The sequence below is a fragment of the Pseudomonas sp. AU11447 genome (assembly GCF_001672555.2).
GTDB lineage: Bacteria > Pseudomonadota > Gammaproteobacteria > Pseudomonadales > Pseudomonadaceae > Pseudomonas > Pseudomonas nitroreducens.
Genome location: NZ_LZDG02000063.1, coordinates 1 through 17,704 on the forward strand (window position 1 = coordinate 1; position 17,704 = coordinate 17,704).

The following is a 17,704-nucleotide window of genomic DNA, read 5'->3' on the forward strand; positions in this document are numbered from 1 at the left end:
AGAGGGWATTTTTCGCCCCAAGCGAAAAACCGGATGTCCGGGGCAAGACTTTTTGGTTCCTTTTGGGGCGTTTGCCAAAAGGGACTCGCCCGTGGGGGCGAAACAAGAAGTCCGCGCACACGCCAAAGCGACGCGGGCAACCCAGGCGCGAGGCAAACATATCGCGGACAGAGTCCGCTCCCACGCAGGCACAAGCGCCCGAGTTGATCCGTAGACTGTGCCCCGCAACACCCACCCTCTCCGCCCGTACCCGCAGCCACTCGACACCACCGCCCCGCTCAGGGATAAAGGCTCCACTTCGCGCACTTGGAGTGAGCCATGCGTTTCCCCTCGATGACCGCCCTGCGCGTGCTGGACGCCGTCGCCCGCCTGGGCAGCCTGTCCGGCGCGGCCAGCGAGCTGAGCCTGACCCGCAGCGCTGTCAGCCACCAGTTGCACAGCCTCGAAGACTGCCTGGGCATCCCGCTCACCGAGCGAGTCGGCCGCGGCATTGCGCTGACCTACCACGGCGAATGCTTCGCCCGCGAAACCCAGCGCGCCCTGGCGATCCTCAATGAGGCGCGGCGCTTCGCCAACGCCGAGGAGGTCTCCGGCCGCCTGTGCGTGAGCTGCACGCCGGGCTTTGCCACCTACTGGCTGTGCCACCAGATCGGCAAGTTCCAGCGCGCCCACCCGCAGGTGGAGCTGAACCTGGTCTCGCCCCGCGTCCCCGACGACGTCAGCGACCGTGACGTCGACCTGTTCATCGCCTACGGCGTGGGCGACTGGCAGGACCTGCACGTGGACCTGATCGCCACCCTGGACACCTTCCCGGTGTGCAGCCCGTCGCTGATCAACTCCGTCGGCGGCCTCGACTCGCCGGAAGACCTGGCCAGCCTGCCCTTCCTGCACATGGTCGATCACTCCGACTGGCTGCTGTGGACCGCCGCCGCCGGGGTGAAGAACCTCAATGTGCGCAACGGCATCGTCTTCTCCGACGCGCACCTGGTGCAGTCGGCGGCCATCGCAGGCCAGGGCGTGGCCATGGGCGATGCGCTGGTCAGCGGCGACGCCATGGCCAAGGGGCAGTTGGTGCGCCTGTTCAACGTCGCCATCGAGCCGCCCAACCGCTACTACTTCGTCACCGACCCGGCCAAGTCCGAACGCCCCGACGTACGGGCCTTCAAGGCGTGGATGAAGGCCGAGCTGCGGATGTCCGAGCAGTTCCGCCAGAATGCGCGTCATGCGTTGATTGGTGAGTGATTTCGAACAATGAGGGCAAAAAAACGCGATTGAAGCGAAGAGAGATTTGACAATACTGCGTTAAAAAAAGGCCGCTGATTTTTACCTGATCCTCACCCGGCGGCTGCTCGAACAAGAACAAGAAATCGAGGTAAGTGCAGTGGAGCGACAGCCCCAACTCCGTGCCATCGGCATCGGCAAGAGCTACGGAAGTTTCAACGCGCTGGATGGCGTGAACATCGACGTCCAGCAGGGTGAGTTCCTCACTCTCCTCGGCCCGTCGGGCTCCGGCAAGACCACCTTCCTGATGATCCTCGCCGGCTTCCAGGACCCGTCCCGTGGTCGTCTGGAGGAAGGCGGCGCCGACATCACCAAGCGCCCCGCCGAGAAGCGCAACTTCGGCATGGTGTTCCAGGGCTACGCCCTGTTCCCGCACATGAGCATCGAGGACAACGTCGCCTTCCCGCTGAAGATCCGCGGGGTGAAGGCCGAGGAACGCAACCGCCGCGTGCGCCACATGCTCGAAGTGGTCGGCCTCGGCGAGCACCTGGGCAAGCGCCCGGGCGAGCTTTCCGGCGGCCAGCAGCAACGCGTGGCCATCGCCCGCGCCCTGGTCTTCGAACCAGACATGCTGCTGCTCGACGAACCGCTCTCCGCCCTCGACAAGAACCTGCGCGAGCAACTGCAGGCCGAACTGCAGCGCATCCACCGCCAGGTCGGCACCACCTTCGTCTTCGTCACCCACGACCAGAACGAAGCCCTCGCCCTGTCCACCCGCATCGCCATCTTCAACCGTGGCCAACTGGCCCAGGTCGACGCGCCTGAGATCATCTACAACCAGCCGAACAACCGCTTCGTCGCCGAATTCCTCGGCAAGATGAACCTCTTCCCGCTGAGCCAGGTGGGCCGCGCCGGCGAGCTGGCCTGCGGGCGCTTCGGCGAGGCCGAACTGCGCGCCAGCTACTCCCCCGCCCTGCAGGCCGACGCGCCGCTGCTGGCGGTACGCCCGGAGCACATGCAACTGCACAGCGCACCGCCACAGGTGAACGGCCACAACGTGGTGCAAGCCGTACTGACCGCCAAGACCTACCAGGGCGCCAGCACCGAGCTGTGCCTGGGTGCCGGCGCCGAAGGCAAGTTGCCGATGAGCCTGGCCGTACACGCCGACCATCAGGCCTCACGCCTGGAGCATGGCTCGAAGGTCTGGCTGAGCTGGCCCATCGAGAAAAGCCTGCTGCTGGCCTGAGCCGCCGAACGCGTTAGTCCCCTTTTCGCCATCCCACCTGATCGGGAGCTGCCCCCATGTTCAATCCCAAAGAGTTCAATCCGCACCAGCAAGACTGCATCGAAGTCCTCATCGAAAAGACCCGTCGCGGCCAGATCGACCGCCGTACCTTCCTCAAGGGCATGGGCCTGATGGCCGCCCTGCCGCTGGCCCTGCGCAACGGCGTGAGCTTCGCCGCCGGCGACAAGCCGCTGGTGGTAGTGAACTGGGGCGGCGACGCCATCAAGGCGTTCGGCAAGGCCTGGACCGAGGGCTTCTCCAAGGCCACCGGCATCCCGACCAAGATCGACGGCAGCGGCCCCACCGAGGGCGCCATCCGCACCCAGCTGTCCAGCGGCCGGGTGAGCTGGGACGTGGTCGACGCGGAAAGCTCGATCCTGCAGAACCTCGGCAAGGAAGGCCTGGTGCAGCCGATCGACTACAACGTCGTGTCCAAGGACAAGGTGCTGCCCGGCTTCGCCTACGAATACGGCATCGCCGATTACATGCTCAGCTACGTGATCGCCTATGACAGCGAGCGTTTCGGCGACAAGGCGCCGAAGACCTGGGCGGACTTCTGGGACGTGAAGACCTTCCCCGGCAAGCGCACGCTCTACAAGTGGATGAACGGCATGCTCGAAGCCGCGTTGCTGGCCGACGGCGTGGCGCCGGACAAGCTCTACCCGCTGGACGTGCCGCGCGCCATGAAGAAGATCGAGGAGCTGAAGCCCCACGTACTGGCCTTCTGGGGCTCGGGCGCGGAAACCCAGCAATTGCTGATCGAGGGCGAAGTCTCCATGGGCGCAATCTGGAACACCCGCGCCCAGGTGATCACCGAGGACAGCGAAGACCGCATCAAGTGGACTTTCGACAATGCCCTGCTGGGCTGCAGCAACTGGGGCGTGCTCAAGGGCAACCCGGCCGGCACCGAGGCCGCGATGAAGTTCATCGCCTACGCCCAGGACCCGCAGTCCCAGGTCGAGCTGTTCAAGATGTTCGGCAACGGCCCGGCCAACCCCGCCGCCGCCGCGCTGATCCCCGAGGACCGCAAGCACCTCAACTGCACCGATCCGGCAAACCTGCCCAAGCAGATCATGCTCAGCCACGAGTGGTACACCGACCACTACGCGGCGACCCTGGAGCAGTACCTGACCCACATTTCCAAGTGACGCGGAGCGCAGGTCATGGCCGATAACGCCCCCTCGCGGCTGAAGCTGGGCGCCCTGCTGCTGCCACTGCCGATTGTCCTGTTCGTGTTCTACGTACTGCCCTTCCTCGGCGTGCTCGGCTGGAGCGTGACCCTGCCGGAGCCCGGGATCGAGCAGTACCAGCGGATCATGACGGACCCGGCGATCCACGACGTGCTCTGGCGGACCTTCCGCCTGTGCACCACGGTCAGCGTGATCTCCCTGGTGATCGCCTACCTGATGGCCTACTGCTGGGTCTACAGCCCGCCGTTCTGGCAGCGCGTGGTGGAAATCTGCGTGTTCATCCCGTTCTGGCTGTCGGTGCTGGTGCGTGCCTTCGGCTGGCTGATCGCCCTGCGCAGCAACGGTCTGCTCAACGACTGGCTGCAGTACCTGGGCATCACCAACGAGCCCTTGCAGCTCACGCGCAACGAACTGGGCGTGGTGATCGGCATGGTCCACTTCATGGTGCCCTTCGCGCTGTTCCCGCTGGTCTCGACCATGCGCCGCCTCGACCCGCGCGTGCTGCTCGCCGCGCGCGGCCTGGGCGCCGGGCAGATGCGCACCTTCTGGAGCATCTTCGTGCCGCAGACCATTCCCGGCATCCTCGGCGCCTTCATCATCGTCTTCGTGTTCTGCCTGGGCTTCTTCATCACCCCGGCGATCCTCGGCGGTGGGCAGACGGTGATGGTGGCCGAGTACGTCTACCTGCAGATGTTCCAGACCAGCAACTGGGGCCTGGGCGCGGCGCTTTCGGTGGTGCTGCTGGCGCTGGTGAGCGGGATGATCTGGGCGCTGCTGCGCATGACCCGCGTCGACAAGCTGGTCGGCTGAGGAGCGAGGTACTCATTGATGAACGCACACGAAACCAAAGCCCCCAGCCGCCTGCTGGCGACCATGGCGATGATCTTCATGATTTTCCCGCTGCTGGCGGTGATCCCGGTGTCCTTCACCAGCAAGCGCTTCCTCTCGATGCCCAACGGCAACTGGTCGCTGCGGCATTACCACGCGCTGCTGGACAGCCCGGAATGGCTCTCGGCGATCAGCCAGAGCCTGATCGTCGCCACCGCCACCTGCATCATTGCGACCGCGCTGGCGGTGAGCTTCAGCCTCGGCATCTGGTACCTGCGCTCGCGCCTGGCGACCCTGCTGATCGGCCTGGTGCTGTTGCCCATGGCGATCCCGCCGATGATCTCGGCGATGGTCCTGTACTTCATGGAAACCAAGGTCAGCCAGTTCGCCCCCGGCCTGGGCTACGACACCCTGTTCGGGCTGACCATCGCGCACATCGTGATGGTGGTGCCCTACGGCGTGGTGACCATGCTGGTGGCGCTCAGCCAACTGGACCGGCGCATCGAACTGGCCGCGCGCAACCTCGGCGCGAGCCTGGGCCAGACGACCTTCATGGTGGTGCTGCCGAACCTCAAGCTGGGCGTGGCAAGCACGGCGCTGCTGTGCTTTGCGCTGAGCTGGGAGGAGATCGCGGTGACGCTGTTCGTCACCAGTACCGAGGTGAACACGTTGCCGCGGCAGATCTGGTCCGGCCTGCGCGACAACATCGACCCGGCGGTGGCGGCGATTTCGGTGGTGTTGATCGCCCTGACCTTCATCGCGCTGATCGGGCGGATGATTGCCCAGAAGATTGCCGCACGCCCGGTAGGAAGCTGAAGCCTTTCCCTGTAGGAGCGAGCTTGCTCGCGAACCGCCCAGCGCCGGAGCTGCCCGGGGATTTGTTCGCGAGCAAGCTCGCTCCTACAGAAAAGCGCTATCGCCGGTGACTCTGCGGCTGAAATTCAACGTCGGGCGCAGCGGCCACTCCCTGCAACAACCGCGCGGCGTAAAGACATCGCGGACGAAGTCCGCCCCTACGCGCGTCCGGATATCGGCAGCGCGATCACTCCGCCTTCTTGCGAATCCAGTACAGGTAGGTGCCCGCCTCTTCCTGCTGCTCCACCAGTTCGTGGCCGAGGAAGACGCAGAACTTGGGAATGTCACGGCGCGTGGAAGGGTCGGTGGCAATCACCTTGAGCAGCCCGCCGGCCGGCAGGTCGCGCACCTTGTTGTGCAACATCATGACCGGCTCGGGGCAGTTCAGGCCGGTGGCGTCGAGAATCGCATCGACTGGCTGGGACATCGGGTAACTCCAGAAAAACCAATGGCGTATTGTCGCGCAAAGCGCACCGTGCGGTCACCTCGCGTCCGTCCGGGTCACCCAACCTTGGTTGGGGGTGGGCGCTACGGGCGCCGGGCATGCTGGCGCACCTGCCTGACCTGCCTGGAGTCCCGATGCGCGCCCTCCTCTGCCTGTGCCTCGCCCTGCTCGCCGGCTGCGCCGCCCGCGACCAGGTTCCGGACTTCAGCGCCAGCCGCGGCCAGGACCTGCCAGCCACCTGGTTCGAGGCGGTCATCGTCGCGCGCGACGGCACCCGGCTCTCCGCCACGGTCTTCCAGCCCGCGCTGAAGGCCGGCGAAACGGCCCCGCTGATCGTCCACACCCACGGCTGGGGCGGCTGGCGGGTGACCGGGCCGGAGGGTTACTACGGCAAGAACATGATGTCCGGCCGCGCCGCCTTGCGCGCCTGGAAGGCCGGCTTCTGGGTGGTCAGCTACGACCAGCGTGGCTGGGGCGGCAGCGACGGGCGCATCGAGATGATGAACCCGCAGTTCGAGGTCCAGGATGCCAGCGCAGTGATCGACTGGGCCGCCACGCACCTGGCACGACTGACCATGGACGGCCCGAACGACCCTCGCGTCGGCATGCTCGGCGAAAGCTATGGCGGCGCCGTGCAGTTGCTGGCCTCGGCGGAAGACCCGCGCATCGACGCCATCGTGCCCATCGCCACCTGGTACGACCTGGCCGACGCCCTGGCGCCAGACGGCCAGCTGAAGATTGGCTGGGGCGGCGTGCTGGTCAGCCTCGGGCTCGCTACCGGCTACGACCTGGGCAAGTTCGTCCAGGCCGACTACCTGCACACCACCGGCGGGCGCATGGCGGAGCCGGTACAGGCCGAGTTGCACGCCAACAGCCTCGCCAGCTACTGCGCGGCCGGCCGCCTGCCCCACGCCGACGCCCTGCTGATCCAGGGTCTGCGCGACACCCTGTTCCCGCTGGACCAGGGCCTGCAGATCCGCCAGTGCCTGAAACAGGGCACGGCGGACGTGCGCCTGCTCGGCATGCAGGGCGGCCACATCCTGCCGCCGCCCATGCAAGCCTGGAGCGGATTGCCGCCGTTCAACAACGAGCCGGTGATCCATTGCGGCTCGCGGGCGATCAATCTCTATACCGGCATCGTCGCCTGGTACGAGGAAAAGCTGCGCAAGCGCCCTGGCGCCGCCGACGGCGTGCCGGACCTGTGCATCAGCCTCGATCTGGACCAGGGAGTGGCACTGGACGACTTGCCTCCGCCGGGCGTAACCGTCGCGCTGCCGGCCACGGCGATCCGCCCGGCATTGAGTGGCCTGGTTCAGCCTTCGACGTTCATCCCCTTGCAGCGCGTGAGCGAAACCAGCGCCTTGCTGGGCAGCGCCGACGTGCGCCTGGATCAACCACTGGCGGAACGCCCGGACGCACAGGTTTTTGCGGCACTGGCGATCCGCAGCGCCGATGGCCGCACGCAGCGCCTGGATGAGCAGGTGAAACCCTTGGCGAACCAGGGCAGCACGCGCCTCAACGCCGTCAGCGCCAGCCTTGCGCCGGGGGACGAGGTCGGCCTGCTGGTGAGCGGTTTCAGCGACCAGTACCTGTTCAACAGTTCCTGGCGCATCGCACCGGTAGAGTTGCGGGGCGAGGTGCAGCTGCCGAGCCTGGTACCGCTGCAGCCTCGTGTGGCGGAGCGTCGATAAATACGCATCGATCGTCGAACCGTAGGATGGCGTGGAGCGAAGCGATACCCATCAATGGCCCGCGGGCAATGACGGCAGCCATCGTGTTCAACGGGTTGTCAGCATCGAGCAAGCGCTGCGCTGAGCGGTTCGCGAGCAAGCTCGCTCCTACAGGTTTGCATCGGCGCACTGTTTGTAGGAGCGAGCTTGCTCGCGAACAGAGCCGCACCAACGCTTCCCGGCGAATCGCCTAACGCAACGGCCCGTCCGGCGCTTCGTCCAGTTGCGCCAGCAGCATCGGCTGGCCATCGCCTTCGGCGGGCAGCAACGCCCACTGCTCCTTCTTGCCGAGGCGGCGATAGACCTGCTTCACCTGGCTGCCCAGCGGCAGCGGCGCCTTGAAATGCGCATCCAGGCGCACGTTCTCCGCCAGGCGGCGGCCGGTCAGGCTGCGCGCCAGGCCCCACATGCCGTGGGCGAAGGGTTTGCCGAAGCCGTAATGCGAGGCCATCAGGCGCGACAGGTGCAGTGGGTTGAAGTCACCGCTCAGCCCGGCATAGCGCCAGCCGACGATCTTTGGCACGCGCCACTGCACGCCGGAGTGGACGGGCGCTTCCAGGGTGTGCCACTGGGCGCGCTCCGGCAGCGGGTCGGGTTCGGTCTGGGCATCGAGGAAATCACCACGGCGCAGGTAAGTGGTGATCGACTGCCAGTAGAGCATGTCGTGGTGCCAGGCCTCGGTAACCACATCCACTTCCAGCCCCAGCTCGCTACGCCGGCTGGTGAGGATGCGGCAGTCGAACTGCAGCGGTTCGTGCTCATCAAGCATGCGGTAGCGCTGGATATGGCTGCGCAGGTGGATCAGCCCCACGACCGACAGCGGCATGCGCGATCGGCTGAGCAGGCGCAGGTGCAGCGGCAGACTGATGACCTGCGGATAGAGCAGCGGCACGCCCAGCGCCGGGTCGAGGCCGAAGTGCTGGCGGTAGGCGCGCAGGTGGCGCAGGTCGAATTTCAGGGTACGGCTGTCCATTGCCAGGTAGGGCACGCGCTCATCGCGGCCCAGGCCACGGCGCGGCAGCAGCATACGGCTGTAACTGCCCAGCAGGGAGGGCAACTTTCGCTTCACGAAGGTCTCCGCAAGGATTCGCGCCGCCTAGCATGGGCAATGCCGGGCGGCGCGACAAGCCACCAAAGGTCGGGTGGCGCTGCGGAGCCGTTCCGAGTCGCTAGCGCTCGCCCTTCTCGATGCGGCGCAGGTGGCAGGTCACTTCCTCACGATCGTGGTAGAGCTGCTTGCAGCCGATCTGCACTTTCAGCCCACGCTCGCGGAAGGACTCCTCCAGGCGGTCGAGGATGCGCCGCACCTCGGCATAACGCTGCTTCATCGGCAGCTTGAGGTTGACGATGGCCTCGCGGCACAGCCCCTCACCGATCCAGGTCTCGATCATCGCTCCCGTGCGTGCGGGCTTCTCGACGATATCGCAGACCATCCAGTCCATGCGCTGGCGCGGGCGGAAGGCGTAACCGTCGACGCGCTGGTGCTCGACCAGCCCGGAGTACATCAGGTTTTCCGCCATCGGCCCGTTGTCCACGGCGACCACACGCATCTCCCGGTTCACCAGCTGCCAGGTCCAGCCGCCGGGCGATGCGCCCAGGTCCACGGCGAGCATGTCCGGCGCCAGGCGGCGGTCCCAGTCGGCGCGGGGGATGAAGTGGTGCCAGGCTTCTTCCAGCTTGAGCGTCGAGCGGCTGGGCGCCTCGCGAGGGAACTTCAGGCGCGGAATGCCCATCGGCCACATCGCGCAGTTGCGCGCCTCGGCCACGCCGATGAAGGCCTCGCGGCCAGAGCGGAAGGTCAGCAGCAGGCGCGGCAGGCTGGGGTCTTCCACCAGCTTGCCGGCCTTCACCAGGGCCGCGCGCAGGGGCTTCTCGAACTTGCGGCAGAAGGTCGAGAGCTCCTTGCCGTCGTTGGTGTCGAACACCTCCAGCCAGAGGCTGCCGCACTGCGGGAAGCTGGCCAGGGCCTCGAGGATCGCACCAATGCGGTCCTGCTCCGGCAGGGTGGTGAAGCCCGTACCTCGCGCCCACTGGCGCGGGAAGATCAGCTCGGGGAAGCGCAGTTGGCGCATCAAGCGCTCGGCGCCATCGGCGTCCATGCAGATAAATTCGGCGTAGGCGGTTGCCGGCTTGGCGCGGGCGTAGCCGGGAATATCCAGGCGCGCGGCGTGCTCGGACAGCTCGGCGCAAACCTCATTCTCGAAGCCCGGCCGGCAGTGCAGTAACAGGGTATTCATCGGGGTGTCTCCTCGGCCGCGCACTATAGAGGCTGCCCACGAAGGTTTCATGCTGATTTACAGGAATGGTCCCACAGACAGAGTCATTTGTTCTGAACCCGTTCACCCAGCGAACGGTCCAGAACAGATGGCAACACCCCGTCGGACGGTCTAGCTTGAGTGTTCTGGCCTAACCGCCCAGAAGACTGCCCGATGATTGCCCTGCATGGCGAAATTTGCCGCCAATCGCGCTTTTTCTGCGATGGATCAGCTCGGTTGAACGCACTTTCGCCAAGTATCGCTAGCGCACCCGACATCAGCCGTGCCTGACGATCACGAGCAGAATCCAAGCCTGAGGAGAATGTCATGCCCGCAGTGGATAGCCTGAACAGCCTGCGTACCCTGGAGGTCGCCGGCAAGACCTATCACTATTACAGCCTGCCTGAAGCGGCGAAGAGTCTCGGCGACCTGGGCAAACTGCCCATGTCCCTGAAAGTCCTGCTGGAAAACCTGTTGCGCTGGGAGGACGGCAACACCGTCACCGGCGATGACCTCAAAGCCCTGGCCGGCTGGCTGAAGACCCGCAGCTCCGAGCGCGAGATCCAGTACCGCCCCGCCCGCGTGCTGATGCAGGACTTCACCGGCGTGCCGGCGGTGGTCGACCTGGCCGCCATGCGCGACGCCATGGCCAAGGCCGGCGGTGATCCGCAGAAGATCAACCCGCTGTCGCCGGTCGACCTGGTCATCGACCACTCGGTGATGGTCGACAAGTTCGCCAGCCAGTCAGCCTTCGCGCAGAACGTCGAGATCGAGATGGAGCGCAACGGCGAGCGCTATGCCTTCCTGCGCTGGGGCCAGAACGCCTTCGACAACTTCCGCGTGGTGCCACCGGGCACCGGCATCTGCCACCAGGTCAACCTGGAATACCTGGGGCGCACGGTGTGGACCAAGGACGAGGACGGCCGCACCTACGCCTTCCCCGACACACTGGTCGGCACCGACTCGCACACCACCATGATCAACGGCCTCGGCGTGCTCGGCTGGGGCGTCGGCGGCATCGAGGCAGAAGCGGCCATGCTCGGCCAACCGGTGTCGATGCTGATTCCCGAGGTGATCGGCTTCAAGCTCACCGGCAAGCTGAAGGAAGGCATCACCGCCACCGACCTGGTGCTGACCGTCACCCAGATGCTGCGCAAGAAAGGTGTCGTCGGAAAATTCGTCGAATTCTACGGCGACGGCCTCGCCGACCTGCCGCTAGCGGACCGTGCCACCATTGCCAACATGGCCCCGGAGTACGGCGCCACCTGCGGTTTCTTCCCGGTAGACGAGATCACCCTGGGCTACCTGCGCCTGTCCGGCCGCCCGGACGATGTCGTCAAGCTGGTGGAGGCCTACAGCAAGGCCCAGGGCCTGTGGCGCGAAAAAGGCCACGAGCCGGTCTTCACCGACAGCCTGCAACTGGACATGGGCGAAGTCGAAGCCAGCCTCGCCGGGCCGAAGCGCCCGCAGGACCGCGTCGCCCTCGGCCACGTCAGCCAGGCCTTCGACGATTTCCTCGGCCTGCAGATCAAACCGGTACCCAGCGAGGAAGGCCGCCTGCTCAATGAAGGCGGTGGCGGTGCAGCCGTCGGCGCCTCCATTGCGGCCGGCGAGGCCGATTACCAGCACGAGGGCCAGACTCATCGGCTGAAGAACGGCGCCGTGGTAATCGCCGCCATCACCTCCTGCACCAACACCTCCAACCCCAGCGTCATGATGGCCGCCGGCCTGCTGGCGAAGAAGGCGCTGGAGAAAGGCCTGCAGCGCAAGCCCTGGGTGAAGAGCTCGCTCGCACCCGGTTCGAAAGTGGTGACCGACTACTTCCACGCCGCCGGCCTGACCCGCTACCTGGACGAACTGGGCTTCGACCTGGTGGGTTACGGCTGCACCACCTGCATCGGCAACTCGGGGCCGCTGCTTGAGCCCATCGAGAAAGCGGTGCAACAGGCCGACCTGACAGTCGCCTCGGTGCTTTCCGGCAACCGCAACTTCGAAGGCCGCGTCCATCCGCTGGTGAAAACCAACTGGCTGGCCTCGCCGCCGCTGGTGGTCGCCTACGCCCTGGCCGGCACCGTGCGCACCGACCTGACCAGGGACCCGCTGGGCACCGGCAAGGACGGTCAGCCGGTCTATCTGAAGGACATCTGGCCAACCCAGCAGGAAATCGCTGACGCCGTACAGAAAGTCGATACGGCGATGTTCCACAAGGAGTACGCCGAAGTCTTCCAGGGCGACGAGAAATGGCGTGCAATCCAGGTGCCGGACGCCCAGACCTACACCTGGCAGGACGACTCCACCTACATCCAGCATCCGCCGTTCTTCGAGCACATCGCCGAAGCCCCGCCGAAAGTCGGGGATATCGACGGTGCCAGCATCCTCGCGGTACTGGGCGACTCGGTGACCACCGACCACATCTCCCCGGCCGGCAACATCAAGAAGGACAGCCCCGCCGGACGCTACCTCAGCGAGCACGGCGTGGCCTACGCCGACTTCAACTCGTACGGCTCGCGGCGTGGCAACCATGAGGTGATGATGCGCGGCACCTTCGCCAACATCCGCATCAAGAACGAGATGCTCGGTGGCGAGGAAGGTGGCAACACGCTCTACGTACCGACTGGCGACAAGCTGGCGATCTACGATGCCGCCATGCGCTACCAGCAGGACGGCACGCCGCTGGTGATCATCGCCGGCAAGGAATACGGCACCGGCTCCTCCCGCGACTGGGCGGCCAAGGGCACCAACCTGCTGGGCGTGAAAGCGGTGATCGCCGAGAGTTTCGAGCGCATCCACCGCTCCAACCTGGTGGGCATGGGCGTGTTGCCGCTGCAGTTCAAGGATGGCCAGGACCGCAAGGCGCTCAAGCTGACCGGCAAGGAAGTGCTGAGCATCAGTGGCCTGTCGGGCGAACTGAAGCCGCATATGAACCTCAAGGTCGGGGTGAAGCGCGAAGACGGCAGCCAGGACAGCTTCGAGGTGCTCTGCCGCATCGATACCCAGAACGAAGTCGAGTACTTCAAGGCCGGCGGCATCCTCCACTATGTGCTGCGCAGCTTGATCTAGAACGGTGCGGCGGCCTGCAACGGGCCGCCGCCCTCCTTCTTTCGTTCCATTTCGGTGACCGATGGCTATAGGCTATCGTCCATATCCTGGCGTCACTCTTCTGACATTTTTCTGTGATCGCTATCAAATTTCCGATCCAGCGGCCGATAAGCTGGACAGACGTACCATTTCCGACTTTGCCCGAGATCCCAGCCTGATGCGCAACAACCAGCCGATCACCCAGCGTGAACGCTCCTTCCCCGCCGAACAGCGGCTGATCTCCACCACCGATGCCCGCGGCGTGATCGGTTACGCCAACGAAGCCTTTACCGCCATCAGCGGATTCTCCCGCGAGGAACTGGTCGGCGCACCGCACAACCTGGTGCGCCACCCGGACGTTCCGTCCGCCGTGTTCGCGCACATGTGGGCCACCCTGAAAAAGGGCCGCCCGTGGATGGGCATCGTCAAGAACCGCTGCAAGAACGGCGACCACTACTGGGTCAGCGCCTACGTCACGCCCATCTATGAGCGCAACGAGATCGTCGGTTACGAATCGGTGCGGGTGAAACCCACCGCTGAACAGGTGCGCCGCGCCGAAGCGCTGTACGCACGGATCAACACCGGCAAGTCAGCCATTCCGGCTCGTGACCGTTGGCTACCAGTGCTGCTGGACTGGCTGCCGTTCATCCTGATCGGCCAGATCGGCTTCCTTATCGGCGTCTGGCTGAATTCGCATTGGGGCTTCCTGCTGGCCGCCCTGCTGTCGATTCCGCTGGGCCTCGCCGGCCTTGGCTGGCAACAGCGCGGCCTCAAGCGCCTACTGCGCCTGGCCGAGCAGACCACTTCCGACCCGCTGATCGCACAGATGTACACCGACAGCCGTGGCGCACAGGCGCGCCTGGAAATGTCCATTCTCAGCCAGGAAGCTCGCCTGAAGACCTGTCTGACCCGCCTGCAGGACACCGCCGAAACCCTCACCGAGCAGGCCCGCGAAGCCGACTCGCTGGCCCACCACAGCTCCGCCGGGCTGGACCGCCAGCGCCAGGAAACCGAGCAGGTAGCCACCGCCGTCAACCAGATGGCCGCTACCACCCAGGAAGTGGCCGACAACGTGCAGCGCACCGCCGATGCCACCCGCCAGGCCAACGACCTGACCACGGATGGCCGACAGATCGCCGCAGAGACTCGCGAGGCCATGCAGCGTCTCTCCAGCTCCGTGGGTGAAACCGGTGAGGCGGTCAGCCAACTCGCCCGCGACAGCGAGCAGATCGGCGGCGTGGTGGACGTGATCAAGGGCATTGCCGACCAGACCAACCTGCTGGCACTCAATGCCGCCATCGAAGCCGCCCGTGCTGGCGAGATGGGCCGCGGCTTTGCCGTGGTCGCCGACGAAGTTCGTTCGCTGGCCCAGCGCACCGCCGAGTCCACCGGACAGATTCACCAGCTCATCGCCAACCTGCAGAACACCGCCACGGAGGCCGTGCGCGCCATGGACTCCGGTCGCCGCCAGGCCGACGAGGGCGTGGAGCGTGTGCTGCAGGCGGACAGCGCACTGGTCGGCATCAGCGACGCGGTAGCCAACATCACCGAAATGGCCACCCAGATCGCCGCCGCCGCGGAAGAACAGAGCGCCGTGGCCGAGGAGATCAACCGCAACATCAGCACCATCGCCAACCTCGCCGACCAGACGTCCGGCGAAGCCCAGCGCACCGCCCTGCTCAGCGAGGAACTGACGCAAACCGCGCAGCGCCAGTATTCGCTGGTGGAGCGGTTCAACCGCTGAGACCAGACAACGCGTAGGGCGGATAACGCGCCAGCGTTATCCGCCGTAACCTGAAACGGCGGATAACCCGTTCCGGGTTATTCGCCCTACGGCCCTGTGCCTCGCGGCTCAGCTCTTTGTAGGAGCGAGCTTGCTCGCGAACAGCTCCACGACAGGGCCGGGTTCGCGAGCAAGCTCGCTCCTACAGCGCACACCCACTCGCAGCCTTCAGCCGGCTACTTGAAATCCCACTGCATCTGCGCCGGGATGCTCACATCCCGCGAGGAATGCACGCAGACGTCCACGTAGTCGGTGAAGCGCGGCGGCGCAGCGATCCCCTCGTCGAGCAGGCGCTGGTTGTCGAACAGGTAGTTGAGGTCGGCGAAGCCGCTGTACAGGCGCAGCGCGCGCAATACCAGGCGTGGATTGGCCTTGCCGATGCGGCTCTCGAAACTGCCCGCCAGTTCGCGCAGGTCCTGCGAACTGACCTTGCGGTAACGCTTGCCCACCGGCGCTTCGCCGCGCGCGTCGGCGTAGGCCTGGTCGATCTCGCCGAAGGTGCAGGCCGAACCGTGGCCGGCGGAGATGTGGTAGAGGCTGTGGCTCAGCTTCGGCTTGAGCGCCAGGGCCACCAGCGCTTCGGCGCAGTAATCCACCGGGATCACGTCGATCTGCTCGTCCAGGCCGCAGGTAAAACTCTCCAGGGCGAAGCCCATGCGGAACACCCAGAAGATGCTGCCCGAGGCGCGGCAGCCCAACTCGCGATGCCCAACCACGATGGACGGTCGCGCCACCACCAGCGGCAATTGCGGCAATTCTTCACGCATGCGCCGCTCGATCTCGGCCTTGGACGCGGTGTAGTCCACCAACTGCTTCTCACTGTCCGGGAAATCCCAGGACTCGCGCACTGGCGACTCACGCTGCGGGCCACAGCACATGGCCGTGCCCACATGCAGGAAGCGCTTGAGGTTACGCGACTGGCTGAGCAGCCGGGCGAAGGCGAAAGTGCCTTCGACGTTGACCGGCCAGATGCTCGGATTCTTCGAGAACGAGGCGACGGCGGCACAGTTGATCACCTGCTCCACGCGCATCAGGCGCGCGCGCTCGCCCTGCATCCAGGCCGTGTCGAGCAGGTCGCCGCAGAGGATCTGGTGGTCCTGGAGGCGCTCCAGAGCAGTCTCTGGCACGCAGTGCAGACGCAAGTTGTCACGCAGGCGCTCCAGGCCCTGGGCTGGCGTTTCGGCGCGCACCAGGAACAGCAACGCCTCGCTCTGGCCATCGGCAATCAGGTGCGCGGCAACAGCGCCGCCGAGGAAACCGGTGGCACCCGTCAGCAGCAGACTGTGCGCGGCGCCGTGGGTGAAGCGGGAAGAATGGGGGGCAATGCGATCAGCGAATTCGGTGTTCATGGCAGCCTTCGGCCTGTCCTCTGGAAGCGGGGCGCCGGCTCCAGAGAGCCGGCGGCGCGAGGATAGGAAGGCTTGCCTTAAGGCGTGGTTACGACGCGAGGAATGCTGCTATCTGCTCGGCGGTCGTTTCCAGGTGCTGGTCATGGGTCAGCTCGGACGCCTTGAGTGGCTTGAGATCATGGTCGGCCGCCGCCAGCCAGTGCAGCTGGATCGCCGGTGACAACGCGTAGCCTTCGACCGTGGGGCGGTCGCCCAGTGCATCGCGCTCGCCCTGGACGATCAGGGTTGGCGTCTTCAGTTCGGCGAGGTGGGCCACGCGCGGTTTTTCCGGCTTGCCGGCGGCATAGAACGGGTAGCCCAGGCAGACCAGCGCGTCGGCGCCCAGTTCGTCCGCCAACAGGCTGGCCATGCGCCCGCCCATGGATTTGCCGCCAATCGCCAGCTTGCCTGCCACTTCGGCGCGAACCTGCGCGTAAACCTGCCGCCAGCACTCCAGCAAGTGCTTCTGCGGATTGGGCGGACGCCGCCGGCCGTCCTCGCGGCGCATAGCCATATAGGGGAACTCGAAGCGCACGACGGAGATACCCCGTTCGGCCAACCGCGCGGCGATATCGCCCATGAACGGGCTGTCCATCGGCGCACCCGCGCCATGGGCCAGAACCAGCGTAGCCGACAGTTCGCGCCGTGCCGGGTTCCGCAGCAGCGACAAAGGACCGCATGCGCCCGCGACAGGGGTCTCAGGCGGCAATTGATCCGAATCAATATTCCTCGACGGGCCTTTATCCATCCTTCACTCCGCTAATTCCGAATTAGTACCTATCCCAAGGGGGAGGGGCGGCGTAAGCCGTAAAAAACCTGCCGGGATGGGCATAGCCCATAACCGTGGATGGAAGCCCATAAATGAGCACAACCAATCAGACCGCTTATAACTATAAGGTGGTCCGCCAGTTCGCCATTATGACAGTGGTATGGGGGATCGTCGGCATGGCCGTCGGTGTCCTGATCGCCGCTCAATTGGTGTGGCCGGACCTTAACCTCGGCTTACCGTGGACGAGCTTCGGGCGCCTGCGCCCGCTGCATACCAATGCGGTGATCTTCGCCTTCGGCGGCTGCGCACTGTTCGCCACCAGCTACTACTCGGTGCAGCGCACCTGCCAGACCCGCCTGTTCGCAGGTCCGCTCGCTTCCTTCACCTTCTGGGGTTGGCAGCTGGTGATCCTGTTGGCGGCCATTACCCTGCCGCTGGGCATGACCTCCTCCAAGGAGTACGCCGAGCTGGAATGGCCGATCGACATCCTGATCACCATCGTCTGGGTTTCCTACGCCATTGTCTTCTTCGGCACGCTGATGAAGCGCAAGACCAAGCACATCTACGTGGGCAACTGGTTCTTCGGCGGCTTCATCCTGACCGTGGCGATCCTGCACGTGGTCAACAACCTGGAAATCCCGGTCAGCCTGACCAAGTCCTACTCCCTGTACTCGGGCGCTACTGACGCCATGATCCAGTGGTGGTACGGCCACAACGCCGTGGGCTTCTTCCTGACCGCCGGCTTCCTGGGGATGATGTACTACTTCGTTCCGAAGCAGGCCGAGCGTCCGGTCTATTCCTATCGCCTGTCCATCGTCCACTTCTGGGCGCTGATCGCCGTCTACATCTGGGCCGGCCCGCACCACCTGCACTACAC

The 17,704-nt window shown here is 65.5% G+C and carries 14 protein-coding genes; 9 read left to right on the forward strand and 5 right to left on the reverse strand.

Annotation, left to right across the window (positions count from 1 at the left end; translation table 11 throughout):
* Positions 1–318: 318 nt before the first annotated feature.
* The 5 genes from A6723_RS23135 to A6723_RS23155 all read left to right on the forward strand — a co-directional run bounded on the left by A6723_RS23135 (position 319) and on the right by A6723_RS23155 (position 5,340).
* A complete protein-coding gene (locus A6723_RS23135; protein WP_037018793.1) occupies positions 319–1,242 on the forward strand; it encodes a LysR substrate-binding domain-containing protein in 924 nt (307 codons plus the stop codon).
* Between the two features lie 139 nt (positions 1,243–1,381).
* Positions 1,382–2,467 (forward strand): ABC transporter ATP-binding protein, encoded by a 1,086-nt coding sequence (locus A6723_RS23140; RefSeq protein ID WP_054909910.1) that lies wholly within the window; start codon positions 1,382–1,384, stop codon positions 2,465–2,467.
* A gap of 56 nt (positions 2,468–2,523) precedes the next feature.
* Positions 2,524–3,654, forward strand: a complete 1,131-nt coding sequence (locus A6723_RS23145) for an ABC transporter substrate-binding protein (RefSeq protein WP_065348205.1) — start codon at positions 2,524–2,526, stop codon at positions 3,652–3,654.
* Between the two features lie 15 nt (positions 3,655–3,669).
* Positions 3,670–4,506 carry an ABC transporter permease gene (locus A6723_RS23150; RefSeq protein WP_045209150.1) on the forward strand — a complete coding sequence of 279 codons (837 nt, stop codon included), beginning with the start codon at positions 3,670–3,672 and terminating at the stop codon, positions 4,504–4,506.
* An 18-nt stretch (positions 4,507–4,524) separates the two neighbouring features.
* Positions 4,525–5,340, forward strand: coding sequence for an ABC transporter permease (locus A6723_RS23155; RefSeq protein ID WP_054910507.1), 816 nt, complete (start codon positions 4,525–4,527; stop codon positions 5,338–5,340).
* Between the two features lie 226 nt (positions 5,341–5,566).
* Here the strand turns inward: A6723_RS23155 and tusA are convergent, their stop codons facing one another.
* The gene (gene tusA, locus A6723_RS23160; protein ID WP_015477744.1) at positions 5,567–5,806 is read right to left on the reverse strand and encodes a sulfurtransferase TusA; all 240 of its coding nucleotides are present in this window, start codon (positions 5,804–5,806) and stop codon (positions 5,567–5,569) included.
* A gap of 152 nt (positions 5,807–5,958) precedes the next feature.
* Here tusA and A6723_RS23165 point away from each other — a divergent pair, with 152 nt between their 5' ends.
* The gene (locus A6723_RS23165; protein ID WP_054910508.1) at positions 5,959–7,515 is read left to right on the forward strand and encodes an alpha/beta hydrolase; all 1,557 of its coding nucleotides are present in this window, start codon (positions 5,959–5,961) and stop codon (positions 7,513–7,515) included.
* A gap of 229 nt (positions 7,516–7,744) precedes the next feature.
* Here A6723_RS23165 and A6723_RS23170 read toward each other — a convergent pair whose 3' ends face one another.
* Together A6723_RS23170 and rlmM are read right to left on the reverse strand one after the other, a co-directional pair.
* Positions 7,745–8,623 carry a MaoC family dehydratase gene (locus A6723_RS23170; RefSeq protein ID WP_054910509.1) on the reverse strand — a complete coding sequence of 293 codons (879 nt, stop codon included), beginning with the start codon at positions 8,621–8,623 and terminating at the stop codon, positions 7,745–7,747.
* Between the two features lie 100 nt (positions 8,624–8,723).
* Positions 8,724–9,791 carry a 23S rRNA (cytidine(2498)-2'-O)-methyltransferase RlmM gene (gene rlmM / locus A6723_RS23175; protein WP_054910510.1) on the reverse strand — a complete coding sequence of 356 codons (1,068 nt, stop codon included), beginning with the start codon at positions 9,789–9,791 and terminating at the stop codon, positions 8,724–8,726.
* Between the two features lie 345 nt (positions 9,792–10,136).
* Here rlmM and acnA point away from each other — a divergent pair, with 345 nt between their 5' ends.
* Together acnA and A6723_RS23185 are read left to right on the forward strand one after the other, a co-directional pair.
* Entirely contained in the window at positions 10,137–12,869 is a 2,733-nt protein-coding gene (gene acnA, locus A6723_RS23180) for an aconitate hydratase AcnA (RefSeq protein ID WP_054910511.1), read from the forward strand.
* A 196-nt stretch (positions 12,870–13,065) separates the two neighbouring features.
* Complete coding sequence (locus tag A6723_RS23185; protein WP_065348206.1) at positions 13,066–14,631, forward strand: PAS domain-containing methyl-accepting chemotaxis protein; 1,566 nt, start codon at positions 13,066–13,068, stop codon at positions 14,629–14,631.
* A 215-nt stretch (positions 14,632–14,846) separates the two neighbouring features.
* On the opposite strand, the gene cprA is transcribed toward A6723_RS23185, so the two are convergent.
* Positions 14,847–16,019, reverse strand: coding sequence for a cationic peptide resistance protein CprA (gene cprA / locus A6723_RS23190; protein WP_256235328.1), 1,173 nt, complete (start codon positions 16,017–16,019; stop codon positions 14,847–14,849).
* 88 nt (positions 16,020–16,107) lie between these two features.
* On the reverse strand, positions 16,108–16,806 hold the full coding sequence (locus tag A6723_RS23195) for an alpha/beta family hydrolase (protein ID WP_139093040.1): 699 nt from the start codon (positions 16,804–16,806) through the stop codon (positions 16,108–16,110).
* 113 nt (positions 16,807–16,919) lie between these two features.
* Here A6723_RS23195 and A6723_RS23200 point away from each other — a divergent pair.
* Positions 16,920–17,704: cbb3-type cytochrome c oxidase subunit I (locus tag A6723_RS23200; protein ID WP_175405576.1), on the forward strand; the 785-nt coding region annotated here is incomplete at its 3' end.